The 22,098-nt window shown below is 43.7% G+C and carries 22 protein-coding genes, 3 tRNA genes and 1 other RNA gene; 8 read left to right on the forward strand and 18 right to left on the reverse strand.

The genetic code is table 11. The features are described from left to right. Window positions 1–28 precede the first annotated feature (28 nt). Window positions 29–1,078: an HlyD family secretion protein gene (locus tag L1D37_RS05160; protein WP_239847136.1), complete on the reverse strand. Its 1,050-nt coding sequence runs from the start codon at window positions 1,076–1,078 to the stop codon at window positions 29–31. Between the two features lie 240 nt (window positions 1,079–1,318). Continuing rightward, window positions 1,319–2,242, reverse strand: a complete 924-nt coding sequence (locus L1D37_RS05165) for a DMT family transporter (RefSeq protein ID WP_239847137.1) — start codon at window positions 2,240–2,242, stop codon at window positions 1,319–1,321. Between the two features lie 241 nt (window positions 2,243–2,483). Here L1D37_RS05165 and L1D37_RS05170 point away from each other — a divergent pair, with 241 nt between their 5' ends. Next, a complete protein-coding gene (locus L1D37_RS05170; RefSeq protein WP_239847138.1) occupies window positions 2,484–3,524 on the forward strand; it encodes a methylated-DNA--[protein]-cysteine S-methyltransferase in 1,041 nt (346 codons plus the stop codon). Between the two features lie 109 nt (window positions 3,525–3,633). On the opposite strand, the gene ffs is transcribed toward L1D37_RS05170, so the two are convergent. After that, window positions 3,634–3,730: signal recognition particle sRNA small type (gene ffs / locus L1D37_RS05175), an RNA gene on the reverse strand. Window positions 3,731–3,976: 246 nt separating this feature from the next. Then, window positions 3,977–4,720: a hypothetical protein gene (locus tag L1D37_RS05180; protein WP_017631047.1), complete on the reverse strand. Its 744-nt coding sequence runs from the start codon at window positions 4,718–4,720 to the stop codon at window positions 3,977–3,979. 51 nt (window positions 4,721–4,771) lie between these two features. On the opposite strand from L1D37_RS05180, the gene L1D37_RS05185 reads away from it, so the two are divergent. Further along, window positions 4,772–5,074 (forward strand): MGMT family protein, encoded by a 303-nt coding sequence (locus tag L1D37_RS05185; protein WP_239847139.1) that lies wholly within the window; start codon window positions 4,772–4,774, stop codon window positions 5,072–5,074. 59 nt (window positions 5,075–5,133) lie between these two features. On the opposite strand, the gene L1D37_RS05190 is transcribed toward L1D37_RS05185, so the two are convergent. Then, window positions 5,134–5,574, reverse strand: coding sequence for a YbaY family lipoprotein (locus tag L1D37_RS05190; RefSeq protein ID WP_239847140.1), 441 nt, complete (start codon window positions 5,572–5,574; stop codon window positions 5,134–5,136). A 168-nt stretch (window positions 5,575–5,742) separates the two neighbouring features. Between L1D37_RS05190 and tesB the strand changes: the two genes are divergently transcribed. Next, window positions 5,743–6,603 (forward strand): acyl-CoA thioesterase II, encoded by an 861-nt coding sequence (gene tesB, locus L1D37_RS05195; protein ID WP_026084268.1) that lies wholly within the window; start codon window positions 5,743–5,745, stop codon window positions 6,601–6,603. A 103-nt stretch (window positions 6,604–6,706) separates the two neighbouring features. Here tesB and L1D37_RS05200 read toward each other — a convergent pair whose 3' ends face one another. After that, entirely contained in the window at window positions 6,707–7,372 is a 666-nt protein-coding gene (locus L1D37_RS05200; RefSeq protein WP_048658196.1) for a hypothetical protein, read from the reverse strand. A 71-nt stretch (window positions 7,373–7,443) separates the two neighbouring features. Continuing rightward, complete coding sequence (locus L1D37_RS05205; RefSeq protein ID WP_017631052.1) at window positions 7,444–7,917, reverse strand: Lrp/AsnC family transcriptional regulator; 474 nt, start codon at window positions 7,915–7,917, stop codon at window positions 7,444–7,446. Between the two features lie 129 nt (window positions 7,918–8,046). On the opposite strand from L1D37_RS05205, the gene L1D37_RS05210 reads away from it, so the two are divergent. Next, window positions 8,047–9,114 carry a PLP-dependent cysteine synthase family protein gene (locus L1D37_RS05210; RefSeq protein ID WP_017631053.1) on the forward strand — a complete coding sequence of 356 codons (1,068 nt, stop codon included), beginning with the start codon at window positions 8,047–8,049 and terminating at the stop codon, window positions 9,112–9,114. A gap of 98 nt (window positions 9,115–9,212) precedes the next feature. On the opposite strand, the gene L1D37_RS05215 is transcribed toward L1D37_RS05210, so the two are convergent. The 8 genes from L1D37_RS05215 to L1D37_RS05250 form a co-directional block, all read right to left on the reverse strand. After that, window positions 9,213–9,485, reverse strand: coding sequence for a hypothetical protein (locus L1D37_RS05215; protein ID WP_048609268.1), 273 nt, complete (start codon window positions 9,483–9,485; stop codon window positions 9,213–9,215). Window positions 9,486–9,568: 83 nt separating this feature from the next. Next, window positions 9,569–10,117, reverse strand: a complete 549-nt coding sequence (locus L1D37_RS05220) for a DUF3332 family protein (RefSeq protein WP_176681746.1) — start codon at window positions 10,115–10,117, stop codon at window positions 9,569–9,571. A gap of 16 nt (window positions 10,118–10,133) precedes the next feature. After that, entirely contained in the window at window positions 10,134–10,835 is a 702-nt protein-coding gene (locus L1D37_RS05225) for a hypothetical protein (RefSeq protein WP_176681747.1), read from the reverse strand. A gap of 172 nt (window positions 10,836–11,007) precedes the next feature. Continuing rightward, entirely contained in the window at window positions 11,008–11,874 is an 867-nt protein-coding gene (locus L1D37_RS05230; protein ID WP_239847141.1) for a DUF302 domain-containing protein, read from the reverse strand. A 53-nt stretch (window positions 11,875–11,927) separates the two neighbouring features. Next, window positions 11,928–12,425 carry a hypothetical protein gene (locus L1D37_RS05235; RefSeq protein ID WP_239847142.1) on the reverse strand — a complete coding sequence of 166 codons (498 nt, stop codon included), beginning with the start codon at window positions 12,423–12,425 and terminating at the stop codon, window positions 11,928–11,930. Between the two features lie 79 nt (window positions 12,426–12,504). Next, window positions 12,505–13,011 (reverse strand): chalcone isomerase family protein, encoded by a 507-nt coding sequence (locus L1D37_RS05240; protein ID WP_239847144.1) that lies wholly within the window; start codon window positions 13,009–13,011, stop codon window positions 12,505–12,507. Between the two features lie 61 nt (window positions 13,012–13,072). After that, window positions 13,073–13,738: an NAD(P)H-binding protein gene (locus tag L1D37_RS05245; RefSeq protein ID WP_050634818.1), complete on the reverse strand. Its 666-nt coding sequence runs from the start codon at window positions 13,736–13,738 to the stop codon at window positions 13,073–13,075. A 448-nt stretch (window positions 13,739–14,186) separates the two neighbouring features. Then, window positions 14,187–14,681 carry a hypothetical protein gene (locus tag L1D37_RS05250; RefSeq protein WP_048614791.1) on the reverse strand — a complete coding sequence of 165 codons (495 nt, stop codon included), beginning with the start codon at window positions 14,679–14,681 and terminating at the stop codon, window positions 14,187–14,189. Between the two features lie 235 nt (window positions 14,682–14,916). Between L1D37_RS05250 and L1D37_RS05255 the strand changes: the two genes are divergently transcribed. Then, window positions 14,917–15,240, forward strand: a complete 324-nt coding sequence (locus L1D37_RS05255) for a DUF1244 domain-containing protein (protein ID WP_017094028.1) — start codon at window positions 14,917–14,919, stop codon at window positions 15,238–15,240. Window positions 15,241–15,448: 208 nt separating this feature from the next. Here L1D37_RS05255 and vexH read toward each other — a convergent pair whose 3' ends face one another. Together vexH and L1D37_RS05265 are read right to left on the reverse strand one after the other, a co-directional pair. Next, a complete protein-coding gene (gene vexH, locus L1D37_RS05260) occupies window positions 15,449–18,562 on the reverse strand; it encodes a vibriobactin export RND transporter permease subunit VexH (protein WP_239847146.1) in 3,114 nt (1,037 codons plus the stop codon). After that, on the reverse strand, window positions 18,562–19,659 hold the full coding sequence (locus L1D37_RS05265; RefSeq protein WP_239847147.1) for an efflux RND transporter periplasmic adaptor subunit: 1,098 nt from the start codon (window positions 19,657–19,659) through the stop codon (window positions 18,562–18,564). The genes vexH and L1D37_RS05265 overlap by 1 nt, the downstream gene beginning before the upstream one ends. 389 nt (window positions 19,660–20,048) lie before the next feature. Between L1D37_RS05265 and L1D37_RS05270 the strand changes: the two genes are divergently transcribed. The 3 genes from L1D37_RS05270 (at window position 20,049) to L1D37_RS05280 (ending at window position 20,508) form a co-directional block, all read left to right on the forward strand. Then, window positions 20,049–20,133: transfer RNA gene (locus L1D37_RS05270), tRNA-Tyr, on the forward strand. 103 nt (window positions 20,134–20,236) lie between these two features. Continuing rightward, window positions 20,237–20,321: transfer RNA gene (locus tag L1D37_RS05275), tRNA-Tyr, on the forward strand. A 102-nt stretch (window positions 20,322–20,423) separates the two neighbouring features. Then, a tRNA-Tyr gene (locus L1D37_RS05280) sits at window positions 20,424–20,508 on the forward strand. 639 nt (window positions 20,509–21,147) lie between these two features. On the opposite strand, the gene L1D37_RS05285 is transcribed toward L1D37_RS05280, so the two are convergent. Then, complete coding sequence (locus L1D37_RS05285) at window positions 21,148–22,059, reverse strand: TIM44-like domain-containing protein (RefSeq protein ID WP_108020797.1); 912 nt, start codon at window positions 22,057–22,059, stop codon at window positions 21,148–21,150. Window positions 22,060–22,098: the final 39 nt, after the last annotated feature.

A 22,098-nucleotide genomic window follows, 5' to 3' on the forward strand; every position in this document is an offset into this window, starting at 1 on the left:
TAAGTTAGTCTATGATTGAAAAGCACAGTTAAACTAAGTAACGAATGCGAGCCAATACTTCCATCCACGCACTTCCGATAACATCCCAAAACGTCGCTTCAGGTACCACCATCACGCTCACTTTAGAACCTGAGAACAATGAGTGATCAAGTGAAGGTAGCGTTACTTGTGTACGCACTTTTTGTTGGTCTCGAATCCAGCGGTCATCATTCACGACTTTCGCTAGGCCGCTGTTGTCGCTGCTTGCATCGTAGATAGCCAGTTCACGACCTTGAATATTCCCCTCAAACACCTCACCAGGCATCGCATCAAACACCAAACGAACGGTTGTTCCCGCGGTAAGATTTGCACTGCCTTTTTCGTTGAAGTCTGCGTTAATCCAAGCATGCTGGCGATCAACCAAAAACAAAACGGGGCTGCCAGCGCCAACATAGGTTCCAGAGTTAAGGTTGAGGTTGCTGATTACGCCATCAACAGGCGCGACGATTGTCGTTTTGTCCAAATCCAATTGCGCCAGTTCAACGCGAGTTCGAGCAACAGCCAAAGCACCGTTGTCGCTGCTTTTCGCGAGCTCAGCTTTTATCTGCTCAATATCGGCTTGCGCAGCTTCGACGGCTTGTTGTCTTACAATCGTATCCGCTCGGCTGTCGTCTAGCGTTTCTTGGCTAACAAGCTTTCTCGAAATCAATTGCTGATTCCGCTTCAACTTTCTCTCGGCATTTACAGCCTCGTGTTGACGCTGACGTAACGTCGCTTCTGCACCATGCAAGTGTTGCTTGTTTGCTTCATAGCTTTGTTCTGCTTCAACCAAAGCCGCTTGAGCCTGAGTTAACGCCAATTCAAAGCGAGTTGGATCTAAGCGAACTAGCAAGTCCCCTTTCTTGACATCCTGACCATTCTTAACAGCCAACTCCACTACTGGCGCCGACACTTCTGCAGCAATACGGCTGGTTGGAATGTGCAATTGAGCTTGAGTTGTGAACGGCGCAAGGTTGTCACTTGCCACCAAGAAAAGAGCAAACAAGGCACTGGTGCCAAGTGTTAGATAGAGCATCCATTGATACGCTTTATTAGCCATAATGTTTCACCTACAACAAAGTAATGCGCTCAGTATATTTAATTTTGTTTCAGATGCAACATAAATCAAAGAAAAGGGTCTTAAAGATCTTGTGAGAAGTACAGCAAGCTACTGTTTATGAAAGATATAAAAAGAAATTTAGATAAGAAAAAAGTCGTGTACCCTTTAGGAATACACGACTCTTGATAGTATTTGAGATTACAAAGCTTTGTTCTTTTGCCTCAATGCGATAGCCAAAACTTAAGCTTTTGCCAATTTAATACGACGCCATAACCTTCCATCGATGGCTGACAAGCCAATGGCGATCAACAACATTCCAACAAAGTGAATCACTTCTAACGACTCATTGAGGAACAGCGAACCAAGCAAGATGGCGGAAACAGGCACTAACAAGGTCACAAGTAACACATTGGTTGCCCCTGCCGTCTCGAGAATTTTAAAATAAAGAACATAAGCGACCGCTGTCGATAAAACGGCAAGTCCAACGATAGCCGCCCAAGTGTCTACGCTCATTGCCACAACATCAAGTGGACCATCCACCATTAATGCGACAGGGATTAATACAATCGTTGATGCAGTCACTTGCCCTGCCGCCGTAATAATTGGATTGATGCCCATGACTTTGAATCGACGTCCATACACTCCTGCAAAAGCGTATGACAAAGCAGCCGCGATGATCGCCAACTGAGCGATTAAACTACCACCGCCGCTCAAAGCAGGTAGGCCTATCATCACAACCACTCCAACAAAACCAATACCAACACCCGTAAGCTTTAACGGTGTGACACGCTCATCAGGCAAGAGCATTCCTGCCACCACAACCGCGAAGATCGGTGTCGCGGCGTTGAGGATCGATGCTAGCCCGGATGCAATTTGAGTTTGCCCCCACACGATAAGCGCGAACGGAACAACATTGTTGAGTAAGCCCATTCCTAAAAAAGCTCCCCAAACACGGAGCTCCTTAGGTGGGCGAAGCCCTATCATCAAAGCAATAATCCACAAAGTGATGGCAGCAATTCCCACTCTGAGTGCAACTATGGTTAACGGAGGAAGATCAGTAACCACAATACCAACGAAGAAGAATGATCCTCCCCACAACATGGAAAGAAGAATCAGCATTGCCCACACTCGGGCATTCATTGAGATATTGATAGTCGATGTCATGGTTCAGTTCACTCTCTAATAATTGGTATGTGATAAATCTTAGCGACCCACAGAAATACAAAACATCCGAATTTTGCGTTATATCTATTTTGTTCAATCCAAGATCGATTAAACCTCAAGTGCTTATAATAAAAATTAGTCAGCAAGAAACGGATGGAACCTGCACCGAACATACGGTTAGATAATGGTAGACCAGTAATTAAGTAGAGATTAAACGATGCCAATGCCAACAGAGCTCGAAATGAGAAAAGCGATCGCCACCCGAGACCAGTCTTTCGACGGGCAATTCTTCTATGGCGTTATCACAACAGGTGTTTATTGTTTGCCATCGTGTTCGGCTAGGCCTGCCAAACCTGAGAACTTGAGGTTCTTTGAAAGCATAGAAATGGCGATGTTAGCAAGCTTCAGGCCATGCAAACGCTGCGACCCTTCTCTAGGAAACTCTCGAGTAGAAAAATTGGTTGAGGTTGCACGACACATTGAAGCTCATGCTGATGAAAAACTCACACTTTCTAGCTTAAGTGAAATTACAGAGCTGTCTCCTTCTCGATTACAAAGGCTGTTCAAAGAGGCATTTGGGGTGTCACCCAAAGCGTATCAAGATGCCGTTCGAATGCGTCACTTTAAGAGTTCTCTAAAACAGGGGGACGGCGTAACTGATGCCATCTACGCTTCTGGTTTTGGCTCAATCAGTCGTGTTTATGGAGAAGCCACGCGCAACATCGGTATGGCGCCAAAAGCGTATCGTTCTGGAGGTGCAGGCGAAGCGATCAATTACGCATGTCGCCAAACTTCACTCGGTTTCATGATGATGGCCGCGACCGATAAAGGCGTCTGCTTCGTGCAATTTGGGGATAATGAACAAAGACTATTAGAGCAATTAAGTAGTGAATTCCCGAAGGCTGAGTTAACGGTTTCAGCTTCACAAGATACACCCGCATTGGATTACTGGATAGAAGCACTCGACCAACACATCAGCCAAGGTGCCCCAAGACCTGATTTGCCACTCGATATTCGAGGCACCGCATTTCAAATTAAGGTCTGGCAATTTTTACTGAGTATTAAAGAAGGCGATATTGTTAGCTACAGTGAAGTGGCCGATGAGATCGACAAACCAAAAGCTATTCGTGCCGTAGCATCTGCTTGTGGTAAGAATCGAATTGGTGTGCTAATTCCTTGCCACCGTGTACTAAGAAGTAACGGTGAACTAGGTGGCTATCGCTGGGGATTAGAACGTAAACGCGCGTTATTAGATAAAGAACGATTGGTGCGAACCAAATAAGGGCTAGAATCGCAGATGAATAGACTTGAAGACGTTATTTAAAAACTACAGTTAAAAAGCTTCAGATAGCAAAAAGCCGCTCATTAAGAGCGGCTTTTTTAATGGGTGGAAGCCCCAGCCACATCCCGGCACACACGTCGCCTGCTGCGGCTGCTCCCTTCCAGGCCTGACCGAGTTCACAAGTTAGTGTTGCGGGAGGACCAGAGCCTCCATAGATTCTTTTTCTAAGAGGCTTGCCTCAAAGAGTGATTGGATTATTAAGCATCGCAGCAACCATTGCAAGCACAAAGCGACTCTTTTTAAACAAATGTGGTTTAAGTGATTACCCTTTACCCAACACACAGTAAAACTGTCGGATAAAGCATCACCTTTATCTTTGTTTCACAACACATTCATTCAAACTGCGTGTGCTTAGCTATGTTCAGGAAAAACGAACCATTACTGACTCACAACTAGAGGTCGGCGTCTTCATTCTCTTCCGTTCGAATAATGTAGTCCGTCATCCACGCCGTTCCTAACAAACATAGCCAGACTACGAATACAGGGCTTGGTACTTCAATGCTTGGCGTTATCACTAGAGCAGCAAAGCCAACCGTGGGCAGAGTCCAACACAGGAGCTTGTTCCAACGGAAAGTTTTCAATCGATTGAGCGTTTCCATCGATGCCATGATGCCCGTGACACACAAGGCCACCAAAGCTGCATAAGGTAAGTCGGCTATCCATAATGGCAATATCAAGCCCAATGACCACCAGCTGTGTCGACTCGCGGGTTTCAGATGATTCGCTGCCCACCAAATCACGATGATAGACAAGGTTTGCAGTGTGGTGATCCAAGGCGCGCCATCAAGCTTTCCTGCCGATTGCGTGACCATAATCCCAACCTGTAAGGTGGTGACAATCAAACCTGAAATAATCACGACGGACAAACTGCTGCGTCTTGAGAAAACAACCATAAGCAGTGGGAACAACACCCATGCACTGACTGAAAGCGTGATTGGCTGTAAAGGAAGGGTTAAACCGTAAGTCGTCATGGCTGCAAGCAAAGCTAAACCTGCGATACCACCCTGCGGCAGAATCCATAATGCAGGAATGACCATAGCAAGCACTGGGATGTCCCCTTCACTTAAACTGATTGCTCTAGCGCAAACAACGGCTAATAATGTTGTAATTAGAAATTGAAATGTCGAAAAAACCATAGCTCTCTCCTTCTACCGATCCGTGGTATTAATGAACTAGGAACATTTAGTATGGACCAATTTTTGAGCCAAATCTTTGCTGTGATTCACCAAATTCCATATGGGAAAGTAACAACTTATGGAGACATAGCACGTTTTTCAGGATTTCCGGGCTATGCACGGCATGTAGGAAAAGTGCTGGGTAATTTACCAGAAGGAAGCAAACTGCCTTGGTATCGTGTGATCAACAGCAAAGGCGAGATCTCTTTGAAGGGGGATTCGTTTGATCGCCAGAAGAAACATCTGGTTGAAGAAGGGATAGAAGTGAGTGATGCAGGAAAGGTCAAACTCAGAATATACAAATGGCAGCCCTAGAGCTGCCATCGATCGAAAGACGTTAATTAAGATGCCTTAACTGTGGCATCCATTTCTAATTAACGAACACCAACCAAGCGTAGGTCTGCTTGTTGTGTATTTTCTACATCAGTAATTACTGACTTAATCGTGTCAGTTGTGAAACGCAGTTTGCCGTCAACATGAATCGATGCGCGCATGTTGTAACGGTGGTTAGGTTGAATTTTGTTGTTGTCGTAGCTCAGCTCGAATGCAAACGGTACTTGCTTACCGTCAGTGGTGAATTCTTGAGTTGCGATAACAGTCGATGGTGCGTCAGCCAGTGAAATATCTTCTAGCGTAACGGTAACCACTGCATTCTCTGGCAATGCAATTCTTTCGCGATAGCTTACTGTGCCTGAAATCACTTGAGTGTTCTCTGCAACAACTTCCTGAGAAGCGTTCGTTTCTGATGTTGCTTGGCAGCCAACAAGTAGGCCAAACGATACTAAAGACGTAATAAGAATTAGAGCCTTTTTCATATTCAATTTCTCTCAACATGTTTGCCGGACTCGGCAAATCTACCCACCAATTATAAGAGAGCTTTCATATTCTGTCTTGAAACCCTATGATTTATTGACAGATATCTGACTAATCTTAATGATTAACACCATAATCTGACATCCATTTTACGAAGAGGAATGCTGGCGATGAGTCAACCTTTACAAGAATTACTAAGTTTACTTCAGCTAGAGAAACTGGAAGAAGGTTTATTCCGTGGGCAAAGTGAGAACCTTGGTCTGCCACAAGTTTACGGCGGTCAGGTATTGGGACAAGCGCTTTCGGCTGCTCGTTACACTGTTCAAGATGACCGCAGTGTTCACTCGTTCCACAGTTATTTTCTGTTTCCCGGCGATCCTGAAAAGCCAATTATTTACGATGTTGAGAACCTAAGAGATGGACGCAGCTTCAGCACACGCCGTGTTAAAGCGATTCAAAATGGCCGCCCTATTTTCTATCTCACGGCTTCTTACCATGGTGATGCTCCAGGTTTTGAACACCAAAATGAAATGCCAAACATCCCAGGACCAGAGAACTTTGCCTCTGAAACGGAGCTAGCGAGCCACATTGCTGAGTTCTTGCCAGAGAAACTACGTAAGACTTTCTGTGGCGAAAAGCCGATTGAGATGCGCCCAGTAACGGTTGTTAACCCGCTGAAGCCTAAAAAGACCGAAGCAAAGCAGTACCTTTGGGTGAGAGCGAATGGTGCGCTGCCAGATAACCAACTTATTCACCAATACCTGCTTGCTTACGCATCGGATTGGGGATTCTTGGTGACGGCACTTCATCCTCATGAAGTGTCTATCATGACGCCAAACTTCCAAGTTGCGACGATTGACCACTCAATCTGGTTCCACCGCCCGTTCAAGATGGACGAATGGTTACTTTACGCGATTGAAAGCCCGACCGCGGCTAACACTCGCGGTTTAGTGCGCGGCGAGATCTATAACCAGAAAGGTGAGCTAGTAGCGACCGCCGTTCAAGAAGGTGTGATGCGCTTTACTAAATAAGACAATCAACTCGCACACCAAATAACAAGGGGCTAGGTATCATACCTAGCCCCTTTCTATTCATGACATCAACGAACAATCATTGTTCAAGAATCAATAAACTCTATTCAGTTTCTAGCGTTGGCTCGAACTCACTTTGAACTCGCGTTTTAATGCCGTCTCCCGCATCTCTAAGCAGGTTAAATGGTGACAGCACCACCCCTTTCACAGCACCTTCGGCAGCGCCCTGAGCGAGTGCTTTACTCTTATCTGCTAGTAAGTTTGCTTGATCCAAGATACCCGGCACTTCGGCTCTCAGCATTTCAGATTCAGCCACAACAACAGGGATAGTCTGTTCGCGGTAAGATTTACTTTCCGCAAGCATTGGTGGCATCACATCGACACGGTAGCGTTTCAATTCAGTCAGCGTTGGTGGGATAACTTCGGTTCTTACCTGCTCAACTTCGGTGCGAACGTTTTTCACTTCATCCAAAATCGCGGGAATTTTGCCATCAACAGACGAAACGGTTTGATTAACTTGGTCGATGGTCTTTCTCACTTCATCAACCGTGTCTAACACCTGAGGAGCCAATTCACTGACATGCTCAGCAAACGCTAACATCTCTTCTACTTTTAACCCTTTGGTGAGGCCCGATAAATCCTCGATAACCTGCGGGTAAGTATCGACGATTTCACCGACTTTATTGGTGAACGAGTAGATGGTGTAGCCCAAATAAAAAATGGAGACAGCTAACACCAATTGGATAGCGGTAGAGACTTTTGCAAACATGAATAATCCTTTTCTTTATCGCAGAGGCGATGTCTAAACTGAGACAATATGTAGCGTGGTGCTAAAACTAACTATAGTGGTAATGCCGTTGTGTACTTCAATGGCTCCATAGCAAACGTTGAAGTCACATTAGAAATCCCATCAATGCTGTTAACCAAGCGCTTGTAGAAGTCATCAAAGCACTTCATGTCTTTAACCTGCACCTTCATCATATAATCATACTCACCAGCCATGCGATAGAACTCCATAACTTCTGGAAAGTCCGACACGGTATTCACAAAGCGCCCATACCACTCATGAGAATGATCACTGGTCTTAACCAATACGAACGCGGTAAAAGAAAGATCTAACTTCTCAGGATTGAGCAACGCCACTCTCTTTTCGATGATGCCGTTCTCTTCAAGACGCTTGAGACGCTTCCAGCAAGGCGTTGTCGTGAGGTTAACGGCTTCAGAAATATCGTTCAGTGACAGCGTGCTGTCTTCCTGTAACAACCCTAATATTTTTTTATCTACGGCATCTATCACACTTTCACCAAATCGCATTTAAATAGAATAATTTTCTACATTTTAGTCAAAACAAAGCAAATATGGCAAAGTTTTTCTCTCCAGTTCTAGCTAAATTATAACCATACCAATTACAAAGAATTCCTACACAAGATCAGGAGAACGCTTATGTGCACTGACCATCAATGGATTAACAACGCGATTCGTAAAATTGAAGCCGACTACCAACGCTCAGCGGATACGCACCTTATCAAGCTAGACCTTCCAAGCATCGAAGGCATTGATATCTACCTTAAAGATGAAAGCACACACCCAACAGGCTCTTTGAAGCACCGTTTGGCGCGTTCTCTGTTCTTATACGCTATATGTAACGGTTGGGTTGGCCCAGAAACCACGATCATTGAATCTTCATCTGGTAGCACAGCGGTGTCTGAAGCGTACTTTGCTCGCCTACTTGGTCTTCCGTTTATTGCGGTAATGCCAAAATGCACAGCGAAGAAGAAAATTGAACAGATTGAATTCTACGGCGGCCAAGCACACCTTGTTGACCGTTCAGATGAGATTTACGACGAGTCTCGCCGCTTAGCGACGGAACTTAATGGCCACTATATGGACCAATTTACTTACGCTGAACGCGCAACTGACTGGCGTGGTAACAACAACATCGCGAACTCGATTTTCAATCAAATGCAGATGGAAGATCACCCGGTTCCAACTTGGGTAGTAATGAGCCCGGGTACAGGCGGTACTTCAGCAACGATCGGCCGCTTCATTCGTTACCAACAGCATGAGACTAAGCTTTGTGTTGTCGACCCTGAGAATTCAGTATTCCATGAGTACTTCAAAACGGGCAATACGAATGTGAAAGGCAACACATTCAGCAAGATTGAAGGCATCGGTCGCCCACGAGCAGAACCAAGCTTCATTCCTGGTGTGGTTGACGAAATGCGTAAGATTCCAGACGCAGCAAGCATCGCTACGACACATTGGTTGTCAGACATTCTTGGTCGCAAGGTTGGCGCATCTACGGGTACGAATATGTACGGTGTGCTTCAACTGGCAAGCGAGATGAAAGCGCGCGGTGAGAAAGGCTCTATCGTGACTTTGCTTTGCGATAGCGGCGAGCGTTACCTAGACACTTACTTCAATGACGAGTGGGTGAACAACAACATTGGTGACCTACAACCTTACGCAGCGAAGTTGGAAGCTTTCTCTCAAACGGGTGAACTGGCTTAAGTTCATTAACTAACAAGTTTACAATAACAAAAAGGACGAAGTTAACTTCGTCCTTTTTCTTTATAACAAGCCCCTATTAAGAAACTTATTAATCGCTGTTACTGTGTTATTTTTGTCACTACAGACAAAGATGCATTATCACTATAAGTATCTACAAACAAAAACCCTTCCAGTTTAACTTTACCTTTTGTGTTAAACAGAGTTTCAAACGCATTATCAATATATTTATCTAATGAACAACATGACACTAGAAAGTTATCTGTTTGCACTAAAAAGCTACACCCCGGATAAGAAATATCATCGACAGGTTGAATGTTCTTTTTAGTCAGGCTACTTTTCACAATAAAACCCGTCACGCCAAATTGATTCATATTAATATCCTGAAAGTTTGATTATTAATCGTAAATATTAGAAATAATAGGTGAACAATAAAGTTCACTTTAACAATGGATGATTATGAGCTCACTTCAAATGCTTCTGATAACGCCTCTACAGAGGTTTCAGAGACAAACTCACCATCAACAAAGTACTTAACGTTTGCACCTTCCTTCACGCCGGTTACCGTTGAAGAAGTGCCGTCAACATAAGTCACTTCCATCTCAATAGTATTTTCGTCAATGGTTCTTATGTGGCTGTCTTCAATGTTGTGGTACGTCAGAGGATCAATCGGTGCATCACGCAGTGAAGGATCAAGATCTCCATTAATATCAATCATTGTCTCGACTTTACTATCAAAGATATGCGGAGTGCCGTCGAAAGGGTTTGACCCCGTCCAGAACTCGATTGAGTTAACAACGAAGTAATCTGCCAATGTTGTAAAGCCATAAACGGGTACCAATAAGAAGTTAACACCGCCACGTGCATAGCGGTTATCAACAACCTTTATGTTGAATTCCATTAACTTTTTAGTCGTGAAATTGCTACCGACACAACCGCTAAGAATTGGGACAAGTAACAGGATACCCGCAAGCTTGATTGAGCTCTTTTTACTGAAGATTTTCATTTCATCTACCTACAACTTAGAAATAGTAACCGAATTCGATACCAACAGAGGTATCGTCAAATTCATACATAGTTACGGATGCATTCACATCAACATTGCCGTTAGTCCAACCCAGAGCATTTTCAAACACAGTGTCGACATCAGAATCCAAGAAGTAAGTAAAATCACCGCGGTAATACATGTTACCAAATGGCACCAAAACGCCCGCTTCTAGGTCAAAACCGTCGCTCACATCACCCGTTGAATAGTTGGCGCCCACGTTCCATGCACCAAAGCCAGCATCAGCGACGTAGTTACCACCGACGGTAAGATTGTCGTAGTCTCCAGAGATATTCCACTCACCATCAATAACAATGTTATTTGAAATATTGTATTGGCCAGATAGTGTAATGACATCTTCTCTATCATAATGGTCATTTAATTTATCATTACCAAAGTCAATATCAAGAGTATCGTAGCTTAAACCGATGCTAGCTTTATCATTAATACCGTAGGTAGCTTCAACGCCTATTATATTCACGTCATATCGATCAAACTCTTGTGTATCGTATCCAGCTTTAATACTACTCTGAACATTTCTGATATCTTGATTGTGATAATTATTTTCAGCTTGTACCTCTTGTTCTACATTTTCTGCATTCGTTGTATCGTTTGCAGATACTACACTAGAAAAAGAAATAACAAATAAAGAAGATAATGTTAAAAATTGTGTTTTCATGATATTCCAATGGTTAATTTTCAATGCCAAAATGGCAGCGTTAAAATTAGGCTATTAAATTAGCCGTTGTTTTTAGGTAATAAAAAGCCACGCCATAATTTTAAAAACATGGATTTTTATTAATGTGAATTAATTAGATGTTAATTATCGATATAAATCGTAAGGCGATAGATTATTTTTCTACCGCACCGCCGAGAGTTTTACCCAATCGAAAGTTGATGACCTTATGAGAAATTGCATTGTCCTGATAATGGAGTTCAGACATGTCGACAATATTATTGTAAGCAACCGTCACTTGACCGTTTTCTTCAGTCACTAATACTTTTTGGCCAAAAGCATCCAATCCAATACTTGGGAAATCGGTCATTGCTTTTGCACCTGGCGCTGGCCCACCAAAAACGAGCAGGGTCGCATTAGGTAGTGACTCACCAATCGCTTCTGCTCTAGCCTTAAAATCCCAGTTCATAAACCAAACCGTGTCACCTTGAGCAAGAACATCTCGTTTAATATTGTTCAGTGTCGTTTCAAAATCATACTCTGATACTAATGTTTCAATGCCGTAGTTCTTTGTTAAGCCTTCGCTCTGAACTGGTGCAATGTTATCTAGCCCATTAGTTAGCGATGCCGTTTTTTCTGCGTACTGCTCAAGGGCTTCGTTATCCATTATTCCGTGTCGCTTTTGAATAAACTGAGCATCGGTATAAATTACTTTTTGCTCGCCATTTTCAACATAATTCAAAACACGAAATGGTAAATCGAGCCCTACTTGTAAACTGTCTTTGAGCAACTGAATATTCAGCTGGTCGTCGGTATAAAAGTCCACTCGACTTGGTGCTAAATATTCACTTGCCTGTTCTGCTAATCGAGAATGGTCGATAGTTAACACTTTATCTAACCCGTTATCTTCAGCGTTTCGATCAACAATGAGCACACTATCATCAACGGCATTTAGTTGAGATTGATGAGCGTTCTGATCAACGGTCGTTTCGCAACCTAGAATGGGCAGAACAAACAAAGCAATTAAAGACAGTTTTTTCATAGATAACCTCTCTAGAGTTTGAAAATGATTGAAGGCAAACGAAACAATCAAATCTATTGAATATTATGTTCGGAAACAAAGTCTTCAAGGACCGAGTGGGCGCGCTTTAGGTCACCATCATTCAAATGGACTAAGTACCCATACAGCGCTTTTTCATGCTCAACCATATAAGTCATTTCTTTTTCATAACCGACTGGGCTGGATGCTTGAATATCCTTGAGCTGATGAACAAATCGCTCTGCGCTGCCCTCTAAATATCTCGCCCCTAAATATGGCATCACTTTCAAAGACAACGTCACTGTTTTAGCAAAAAACTTATCTTTACAATGAATAGTGCTATCAACGCCATGTTGTTTGCGGACAGGGTTCATCACAATGGTATTGTGTTGCTCCATTTTACTGAGCAAGTCCAAGCTGTTTGCTGTCATACTGCCTGGCGGGTTATGTTTGAGTTCAGAAAATACCTGTTTACCTAAGTTTCGAAATACCAACTCATACTTAAGTCCCTTCGCAAACTCTCTGTACTCAGCTTTCTCAATTCTCGTCATCATATTTTCTCCACTCATAGCAACGAACGATGGCAAAGTTAACACCATTATCATGAGGAACTTGCCCCACTTTAGTTGGCTGTTATAGCAAATCATCAACAGGGGTCTCGCCTAGCCAGATATTCCTTAAAGCAACACTCTGTTTTGAAGATGCTTTAGCCTGATACACAACGTCATTGTTATATTGAATCTGCATCGTTTCCCCTCTGTAGATAATGGCAATCACATCGCCTTTAATCAGCGGCATGGATAGGCTATCCATTAGTTTTTGAATATTTGAGTCTTTCATATTGATGCCTGGGTTTGACTCTTCCAGCGCCTCAATCGTGGCTGTTGTGACTTTTCCTTGTGTTAACTTCTCAGGCGTAAACGTCAATAGAAGTGCGCTATCACCTTCTTTGCTTTTCAAGTGTCTAATATCGTAATAGTCGACAAACCATAATGTGCGAGTATTTTCTGCGACCATTCGATAATCATCGTATACCCACGAATCAAATTGCGCATGAGAAGACTCGGCTTTTAGCTCATGACTGAACGCTTCCCCGGCCATCACAAGAGTCATCAACAAAAATGTTACTTTGTATCTCATTGGTATCTCTTCCTACATTCAGGTTTAAACATCGCAGGTACTCGCTCATGCCGAGATGGGGCTAAGACGCTAGCTTCATCATGTCGAGAGAATCTAATCTCTCCACCTTTCTTGAGCTCGGAAATGTCAAATGAACCAAAATGCTGTTTGCAATATTCGATGCTTGAATTGGTCGATATTTTTTCATTCTGCCGATCATCATCGGCTTAAGTACCTTAAGAGCACCTTGAAGTAACTTTTCATCAGTTCTCTTCTCCTGTCGATCCCCCGCCAACGGGCCCGGATGTAGGAAAGTCGTTTTCTCAAAATCTAGTAATTCAACGTCATTTTCCATCTCCCCTTTGCAGCGAAGGTAATGTGAGCGAGCTTTACTATCAGCTCCAAGACATGACACGACGATCAGGTGTTTCACTCCAAGATCTTTCATGTTTGCTGCAGTCGACACGACTAGGTCAACATCAATTGCGCGAAGTTTATCTTTGGTACCCGATTTTTTAATCGTGCTACCTAAAGCGATAATCCCAACGTCCGGAAGATCTGAATCTAAATGGATTGCAGGAACACTTAGATTACTGTCAATTATCTGCTTCAATTTCTGATGTTGCGTATTGAGTTCACGTCGAGACAGTGCGTAAACAGTACTGATATTCTGACTGCCTAATAAAGTACTCAGCGTTTCTCGTCCAACTAAGCCACTCGAACCAGCAATAATGATTGATCTATTCATATGGAATTCACCGTTTAAAGTTATGTCGTCTCGACGTTGTATATATAATAAACGCGACAAACCGACCGGTCTAGTCAGAATATTGTCAACTTTGTCAGAATTAGACTGATCGGTTTACATATTCGAAGCTGAAACGCATTGGGATATGGAATATAGATCTGATTAGTGAGGGGTTAAAATGCGAACGCTCGACAAGTTTTGGGGAGATCATTACTGATACTACAAGAACCGGTAAGAGCCGATTTAAGTATCAGTATAGATATAGATGACTTGGTCATTAAATGAGCCGTTGAAATGTTTGGTACTTAAAACCGAGCGAGAGCTCAATGAGGATATCTAGGGGGATAATAGCTTTCAAATCGCCAATGGCAACGAAACAACATGAACACTTTACGTGTTAGGAGTTAGACTGCGTTTTGCTCACTGCAAGTTGTGTAAATTGATCTATTTATTGCTGAATATTCTCAAGAACAGACTCGGGAATAATGTTCTCTATCGCCACATACTGACCAACATCTAGGAATGCAAAACAGCTATAAGCCAAGCTACTCCAGCCTAAAATAGACAATGTCAGCATGCCAAATGTTTTCACGCCACTTTGATTCAATCTTTTCGAAACAAAGGTATAACTCGGAATTCCGACTAAAACAGGAGCCAAAATAGCCATTGAAAGTTGACCATATTGATTCCATTTTTTCATGAATTTCCTGAGCTTAGGTTTAAAGACAGCGCCTTTTTGTTTCTTAAATAAAGTTGAATAGACGGGAGCAATTTTCCAACCTGCATACGCAGCAATCATCGCTGGGATTAAATTAAACAACAGCATTTCTGGGTAGGAGTAAGATAGAAACGCGGCAATAGCAGGCCCTGAATAGGTTTTCCAAAGGCTTAACAACGCCATCGATAAACCAATAGCCAAGTATGTTTCAAATGCTAATGTCATGCTTTGATCTCCTCTCTCCGGTTTACTGCTTCAATGATCTGATTGTCTAATTTGAAGTGTTGAATGAATAATACACAATACAGACCGACCGGTCTAGTTGTAATTTTATTATCCTACGAGGACCTAGAAATATGAGGGGTACATACTCAAACCAGAGTGAATGAGTATTGGCGTCAATCTCGCAGCCGTGTAGACTCTAATTAAGGATAATCATTAACTTGAAAAGGAAAGAGTTTTGGCTGAATTCAAATACAAGCAACTAACTCAAGAAGAACAAGACAAGCTAGATGCCGCTTCATTTCGTCGCCTATTATCTCATCTAGACAACAATAAAGACGTGCAAAACATCGACCTAATGATCTTGGCTGGCTTTTGCCGAAATTGCTTTAGCAAATGGTATGCAGCAGAAGCTGAATTGATGGGAGTCGATTTAGATTTAGACGATGCACGTGAACGTGTTTATGGCATGACTTACGATGAATGGAAAGCTAACCATCAACCGAAAGCGACGCCTGAACAATTGGCCGCGTTTGAAGCTCGCCAAGCGAAAAAGAGTTAAGAAATTGAACACCAAATAAGAATTCGTATCCTGAGCGAAGTTTTATTTTCGATTGAACGCATTCCTACTTTCAATCATCAATATTTAGCAAACAAAAAGCCCAGTAACTGCCTCCAATAGTTGGACACCAGTTGCTGGGCTTTCTTTATCAAGCTTTAAACTTAAGGGCTATAACAATTTTCTATAGTCTAGCCCTTGGTTTTGCCAACTAACCGTGAGAGGTTCTGCCCACGTTGTCATGGCTTAGCTCTTTGTTTAGAAGCGCTTCTACGTGACCCGGAGAACGTGTTGTGCCCGAAATCAATCGATACATCGCAGGGATTACGAACAGAGTAACCAAAGTCGCAAAACCCATACCGAAGAAGATAACCGTACCCACTGCAACTCGGCTTTCATAGCCTGCACCCGTTGAGGTAATCAATGGAATTGCGCCTGCTAGTGTAGTAAATGCCGTCATCATGATTGGACGTAAACGTCGAGCTGAAGCATCAATGATCGCCTTTTCAAACTCGATACCACGGTCACGAAGTTGGTTAGCAAACTCTACGATCAAGATACCGTTTTTGGTTACCATACCGATCAACATGATCATACCGATCTGGCTGTACACGTTGAGACCTTGGCTCATCAGCACCAAGCCTAAGAAGCCACCAAAGATACCCATAGGTACGGTGAACATCACCACCAGCGGGTTAATGAAGCTCTCAAACTGCGCCGCAAGTACCAAGTACGCCACCAACATCGCTAACGCAAACACTACTAAGATGCTCGATTGGTTCTCTTTGAAGTCTTTAGACTCGCCAGAGTAGCTCACTGAAATATCACCCGGCAGTTGCTCGATCGCTTGTTCATCAAGGAAATCCAGAGCATCACCCAGCGTGTAACCTTCCATTAGGTTTGCTTTAATGGTGACAGATTTTTGCTTGTTGTAGTGCGACAAACGAATCGATGATGCCACTTCTTCAATGTGTGTCAGCGTATCAAGCGTGACTAGCTCACCAGACTGAGTTCGCATGTAGATTTGGCTTAAATCGTTGGCGTTATTGAAGCTGTTTTCATCACCACGTAAGTAAACATCGTACTCTTCACCACGGTCAACGAAGGTGGTTTCACTGCGGCCGCCAAGCATGATTTCTAACGTGTCTGAAATATCAGAAACACTCACACCAAGTTCTGCAGCACGCTGCTTGTCCACGGTAACCAATAGCTCTGGTGTTTTCTCAGAGTAATCGATATCCGCACCTTCCATCATTGGCGAGTCTTCAGCCGCTTGCTTTAACAGTTCGCCCCACTTCTGAAGTTCAGTGTAATCAGAACCGCCAAGTACGAATTGAACTGGCTCACTTGAACCACCTTTGAAGCCTGGCATGAACGGGAATACACGCACATCAGGAATGCCATTCAACGATTTACGAACTTCGTTCAAGGCTTCTTGCGCCGTCACATCACGCTCGTCCCAATCTTCTAGGATCATGATAACGAAGCCTGTTTGGTCACCCGCATTACCACCAAACGCTGGTGATTGAATGCTGAATGACTTCAAGAAACCTTGACCAAGTAACGGCATTAGGCGCTCTTCAACGATGTCCATGTTGGCAGACATACGGTTATAACTGGTTGCATCAGCACCACGAACGAACGCAAAGATAACACCACGGTCTTCTTGCGGAGTCAGTTGCGAAGGCACTTGTTGCATCAAACCATAGCTACCGCCCATACACGCAATAATGATGATTGGAGCCGCCCAACGCCAGTTTAGAGCACGGCGCAATACGGCTCTATAACCCTTTTCAAGCTTGCCGAACACGCGCTCAATGAATAAGTTGAAGCGGTTAGGTTTCACATTCGCTTTTAGGATCTTACTGCCCAGAACTGGCGTTAACGTTAATGCCACGACAGACGAGAAGATCACCGACATAGCCAGTAATACAGAGAACTCAGTAAACAGAAGGCCTACCATGCCATCCATGAACGAGATTGGTAGGAATACCATAACCAATACAAGCGTCGTTGCGATTACCGCAAAGCCTACTTCACGAGTACCTTTATAAGCGGCAAGTAGTGGTGATTCGCCACGTTCAATGTGGTGGAAAATATTCTCTACTACCACGATGGCGTCATCTACAACCAGACCGATAGACAGGATAAGTGCCATCAAGGTAATCAGGTTGATAGAGAAGCCAAAGTAGTATGCCGCGATAAACGACGAGATCAGAGATACTGGAACCGTTACCGCTGGGATCAACGTTGCACGTGCTTGGCCAATAAAGACGTAAAGCACAAGGATAACCAAACCACCCGTAATAAAGAGTGTGCTGTATACCTCTGAGATAGAACGATCGATAAAGACCGTTGAGTCATAATCGACAGCCAGACGCGTACCGTCAGGCAGGAATTTTTGAATCGCTTCAACTTCTTTGTGGACTAAGTCAGCCACCTCAAGTGGGTTTGCATCTGATTGAGGCACAATACCCATACTTACGTTAACAACGCCGTCACTCTTAAAGGTCGAGTTTTCGTTCTCTGCTCCGATGTAAACATCTGCTACGTCTTTCAAGTAAATAGGCGTGTTATCAGAAGCACGTTTTACAACGAGGTATTCGAAGTCTTTCGCTTCAGTGTAAGAACGCGCAGTACGAACCGACATCACGATCGCATCATTACGAACTTCACCACCCGGGCTTTCAATGTTCTCGCTGTTTAACGCAGAAGTGATGTCCGAGGTAGTAACACCACGACCAGCCATCTGAGCAGGTTTCAGCTTCACGTACATTACTTTGTACAAGCCACCCGAGATATCCACCGAGCTCACGCCAGAGATTAAACTGAAACGGTCAATCAACACACGCTCTGTGTAGTCAGTTAACTGTGTTCTGTCCATCTCGGTTGAGCTTAGGTTGATATAAACCGATGCCTCACCACTACCGTTGTTCTTATAAACAATCGGATCGTCGGCTTCATCTGGCAGGGAACGCTGCGCACGAGCTACCGCATCACGAACATCACTGACACCCGTATTAAGGTCGTAACCCAGTTCGAAAGTAATCGTGATACGCGACATACCGTTACGCGTCGTGGACTCGATCTCATCGATACCACTGATACCGGATAACTGGTCTTCAAGATTGGAGGTTATTTGGCTTTCAATGATGGTGGCCGATGCACCCTCGTAACGAGTACTGATCGAAACCACTGGGCTTTCAATATCTGGCATCTCACGCACGGCGAGCTTATTGAAAGAGACAATACCAAACACAACCAATAGCAGGCTCAATACGACAGCCGCTACTGGTCTCTTTACAGAAACATCAGATAACAACATTAGTTAGCGCCTTCTTGTGCTGCTGTATTTTCATCAAGATTAGCTGTATCACCGTCAAGTTTAGCAGGGCGATTAACAGCGAGCTCTTGAACCAACACACCGTCACGCATATTCACAATGCCTTGAACAACGATTTTCTGGCCAATCTCGATGCCCTTTTCGATCACAACTTCGTTATCGATACGTGCGCCAAGGAAAACTTCGGTACGAGTCGCTTTATTGTCTTCACCAATCACGTAAACAAAGCGTTTAGTACCTGAGTATTCCAACGCTTGTACAGGGATGATTGGAGCTTCAACCGGCGGGAAGTCCATATCAGCCGACACTAACATGCCAGGCTTTAGGTAATCGTTATTGTTGTCGAAGTGAATTCGAACTCGCAGGTTCAGAGTTTCAGCGTTGATGCGAGAATCAATGCCAACCACTGTACCGGTAAATTGAGTATCACCCCATGCGCTGGTGCGAGCTGTTACTTTCATACCTTTAGATAGTTTAGAAAGGTAGCGTTCTGGGATCTGCAGGTCTAACTGCATCACAGACAGATCATCTAGAGTCACCAGTTCAGTGCCTGATGTCACCATTTTGCCTCGGCTAAAGTCGATAAAACCGACCGTGCCAGAGAAAGGCGCGCTAATGTGAAGATCTTTTAGGTTGGCATTTGCTGCTGCTAAACGAGCATTCGCAATCTCAACATTGGTTTTCTGTGCATCGATTTCCGTTTGAGTGATCGCGTTACGTTTCACTAGGCGTTGAAATTCCGCCAGCTTACGTTGTTCGTCTTTTAGATATGCTTGAGCTTCTGCGACGGCTGCTTTCGCTTTGTCGTCGTCTAGCTGAACCAACATCTGTCCTTTAGTGACATCTTGGTTCGCTTTAATCTTGATAGAATCAACTCGGCCAGCCACTTCAGAAGTGATCATTACAGATTGTTCGGCTTCTAACTTACCGACCAAAGAAAGAGATTGGCTAACTTGGTGAATATCAACCTGCTCAGTAACAACAGTGACAGTGCTAGGGCCCATACGTTTAGCAAGTGCGGCTGGAGACGCCATAAGGATAGACAAGCTAAGCAGGGTTAAAACAGATTTATGCTTCATAATAATGGTCTGCAAGTAAGATTTATTATCTATAAATGAAATTAACCGTATTCTATCAACTAATGAATACTGTAACGTCAAGAAGTGTAAATCTAGATTAAATTCCATTTACGTTTCATCACGTTTTAGACACATTGAAGACAATACAGAAAACCAATCACCTCAAGGTGTTACCCCTCAGTACGTAAACCTTAGTACAGATGTTCACTTCACGAGCAATATGCGTACTTTTCGCCATCTTTGCCCAAAAAGGCAGCATTTAACACAAAACCATAAGAAAAACCCTTTACACGTTTAACGTGTTTGCTATGATGCGCTCCGCACTTGAGAGATGCGTTGGGAAAAACATCTCTTTAGCCTATCCATTATGAGTTAGGAAAAAACACCCTGGAGGGGTTCCCGAGTGGCCAAAGGGAGCAGACTGTAAATCTGCCGGCTCCGCCTTCGATGGTTCGAATCCGTCTCCCTCCACCATATTTCTTCTTACCTCTTTYRAGAGTTAAGAGAACAACCTGATTGATGGGCTTATGGGAAAACATCAATTTAGGCTTACTTTGTGAAGAGTAAGACACACCCTGGAGGGGTTCCCGAGTGGCCAAAGGGAGCAGACTGTAAATCTGCCGGCACTGCCTTCGATGGTTCGAATCCGTCTCCCTCCACCATATTCTTCTTACCTCTTTYRAGAGTTAAGAGAACAACCTAGTTGATGGGCTTATGGGAAAACATCAATTTAGGCTTACTTTGTGAARAGTAAGACAYACCCTGGAGGGGTTCCCGAGTGGCCAAAGGGAGCAGACTGTAAATCTGCCGGCACTGCCTTCGATGGTTCGAATCCGTCTCCCTCCACCATATTATCCTTAATTGGAAAATCGAAAAGCCAACTCATTGAGTTGGCTTTTTTCGTTTCTGAATGCTTTATTGGTAAGCTCTCTGCCTTATCAAGATTAGACTTGAAGCCACTTCTGTCTAAGTTCAACACTTCAAACTTCTATCCGCAGATCTCACAACAAGATTAAATCTCTTGAAGGTCACTGAGCGTTCAGTCTCTCCAGACTTCCATGTGGCGTTCACATACCAAGTAAGCAGCGCAACCTAAGCAGTTTGTAGATACATGCTCCTCACACTCATCCGCTATTTGTTGTTTCTGCTGTAGTGGTATTTCAGGTTCTAGTATCGGCTCGAAAAACTCAGTCGTCACGATTAACACCTCTATCTTGGCTAGATACCCAAATTGAATATCTAAATAGCGTTCAGCCTAACTCACCGTTAGCACAAAGTATCACTCTAAATAATTGTCGTGATGATACCGTTTTCTACCAACGCAAATATCTAAAGAACTATATTTTCTATACCCCGAAGACAAACGCCCTTCTTAAAATTTACAGTTCCAAACAACCGGACACAAAAAAGCCCCTACAGATTTCTCCGTAGGGGCTTTCAATAATCAAAGTAATGTCTCGTTAACTCATTTTTAGTTAACTATCGAGATTAACCTTGAATACCAACAATTAGCCAAGGCGCATTGTCAGTAGTTAGATCGCGCTCTAAGTGCCAGATGTCAGTGATATCTTCTTCGATGCCATCTGCTGTATCACGGTAACGACCACTAAACTGTAGGCTTAGTTGTGCTTTGCTACCATCGTGGTCAGCACGAACGATTTCAGCATCAACGTACATTACGTCTGTGTGCTGATCACCGTCTAGCTTGTTACGCTCAGCTTTTAGGTCTTCAAATAGGCTTGGAGACACGTACTCTTCAATCGTGTTTAGCTCATTGTGGTTCCATGCACCTTGCAGTGTACGGTAGTGCTCACGAGAGCCATTGATGAAAGCCGCTTGATCAAAGCCCGGTGGGTAGTTATGTGGAACATCGCTTTGTGCACCAAAACCGAAACCACCAGCAGTACCTTGTGATTGAGGTTGTGCTTGCTCGAAGTTATGAACATTTGGCTGTTGCTGCTTTGGTTGTTCAAACTTGTTCTGACCCATGCCGCCGAATGCTGGCTGTTGACCACGTGCATTCTGCTGATTCATAGAGCCCTGCTTAGCACCCAACATTCCGCGTAGGAATTTAAACGCTAGGAAAGCGATCAGACCCATAATCAGAATATCCATGAACTGGATACCTTCAAATGCGCCACCAAAGAACGCCGCTAATAGACCACCAGCAAGTAGACCACCTAGCAGACCGCCCATAAGGCCTTTCTTGCTAGAGTTAGCAGCTGTGTTCTTACCCGTTTGATCTTGACGGATCGAATTCGTATTTTGTTGTTTTGGTGCTGGAGCCGTTTTAAAGCTTTTGCCAAATGACTTACCACCACCAAACTTTTTCGCTTCCGCGATTGGCGTCACCGCGACTGTTACCAACAGGATCGCGACTAGTGAGAAAAATCGTTTCATTATTATCCTTTATAGGTTTCTTTATCTTTCGACACCTTA

Source organism: Vibrio sp. Isolate33 (assembly GCF_022397895.1).
Taxonomy (GTDB): domain Bacteria; phylum Pseudomonadota; class Gammaproteobacteria; order Enterobacterales; family Vibrionaceae; genus Vibrio; species Vibrio pomeroyi.

What these genes read in the sequence shown, in the direction of transcription:
- L1D37_RS05160 (WP_239847136.1), bottom strand. Translation starts at nt 1,078, where the DNA reads ATGGCTAATAAAGCGTATCAATGGATGCTCTATCTAACACTTGGCACC.
- L1D37_RS05165 (WP_239847137.1), bottom strand. Translation starts at nt 2,242, where the DNA reads ATGACATCGACTATCAATATCTCAATGAATGCCCGAGTGTGGGCAATG.
- L1D37_RS05170 (WP_239847138.1), top strand. Translation starts at nt 2,484, where the DNA reads ATGAGAAAAGCGATCGCCACCCGAGACCAGTCTTTCGACGGGCAATTC.
- L1D37_RS05180 (WP_017631047.1), bottom strand. Translation starts at nt 4,720, where the DNA reads ATGGTTTTTTCGACATTTCAATTTCTAATTACAACATTATTAGCCGTT.
- L1D37_RS05185 (WP_239847139.1), top strand. Translation starts at nt 4,772, where the DNA reads ATGGACCAATTTTTGAGCCAAATCTTTGCTGTGATTCACCAAATTCCA.
- L1D37_RS05190 (WP_239847140.1), bottom strand. Translation starts at nt 5,574, where the DNA reads ATGAAAAAGGCTCTAATTCTTATTACGTCTTTAGTATCGTTTGGCCTA.
- tesB (WP_026084268.1), top strand. Translation starts at nt 5,743, where the DNA reads ATGAGTCAACCTTTACAAGAATTACTAAGTTTACTTCAGCTAGAGAAA.
- L1D37_RS05200 (WP_048658196.1), bottom strand. Translation starts at nt 7,372, where the DNA reads ATGTTTGCAAAAGTCTCTACCGCTATCCAATTGGTGTTAGCTGTCTCC.
- L1D37_RS05205 (WP_017631052.1), bottom strand. Translation starts at nt 7,917, where the DNA reads ATGCGATTTGGTGAAAGTGTGATAGATGCCGTAGATAAAAAAATATTA.
- L1D37_RS05210 (WP_017631053.1), top strand. Translation starts at nt 8,047, where the DNA reads ATGTGCACTGACCATCAATGGATTAACAACGCGATTCGTAAAATTGAA.
- L1D37_RS05215 (WP_048609268.1), bottom strand. Translation starts at nt 9,485, where the DNA reads ATGAATCAATTTGGCGTGACGGGTTTTATTGTGAAAAGTAGCCTGACT.
- L1D37_RS05220 (WP_176681746.1), bottom strand. Translation starts at nt 10,117, where the DNA reads ATGAAAATCTTCAGTAAAAAGAGCTCAATCAAGCTTGCGGGTATCCTG.
- L1D37_RS05225 (WP_176681747.1), bottom strand. Translation starts at nt 10,835, where the DNA reads ATGAAAACACAATTTTTAACATTATCTTCTTTATTTGTTATTTCTTTT.
- L1D37_RS05230 (WP_239847141.1), bottom strand. Translation starts at nt 11,874, where the DNA reads ATGAAAAAACTGTCTTTAATTGCTTTGTTTGTTCTGCCCATTCTAGGT.
- L1D37_RS05235 (WP_239847142.1), bottom strand. Translation starts at nt 12,425, where the DNA reads ATGATGACGAGAATTGAGAAAGCTGAGTACAGAGAGTTTGCGAAGGGA.
- L1D37_RS05240 (WP_239847144.1), bottom strand. Translation starts at nt 13,011, where the DNA reads ATGAGATACAAAGTAACATTTTTGTTGATGACTCTTGTGATGGCCGGG.
- L1D37_RS05245 (WP_050634818.1), bottom strand. Translation starts at nt 13,738, where the DNA reads ATGAATAGATCAATCATTATTGCTGGTTCGAGTGGCTTAGTTGGACGA.
- L1D37_RS05250 (WP_048614791.1), bottom strand. Translation starts at nt 14,681, where the DNA reads ATGACATTAGCATTTGAAACATACTTGGCTATTGGTTTATCGATGGCG.
- vexH (WP_239847146.1), bottom strand. Translation starts at nt 18,562, where the DNA reads ATGTTGTTATCTGATGTTTCTGTAAAGAGACCAGTAGCGGCTGTCGTA.
- L1D37_RS05265 (WP_239847147.1), bottom strand. Translation starts at nt 19,659, where the DNA reads ATGAAGCATAAATCTGTTTTAACCCTGCTTAGCTTGTCTATCCTTATG.
- L1D37_RS05285 (WP_108020797.1), bottom strand. Translation starts at nt 22,059, where the DNA reads ATGAAACGATTTTTCTCACTAGTCGCGATCCTGTTGGTAACAGTCGCG.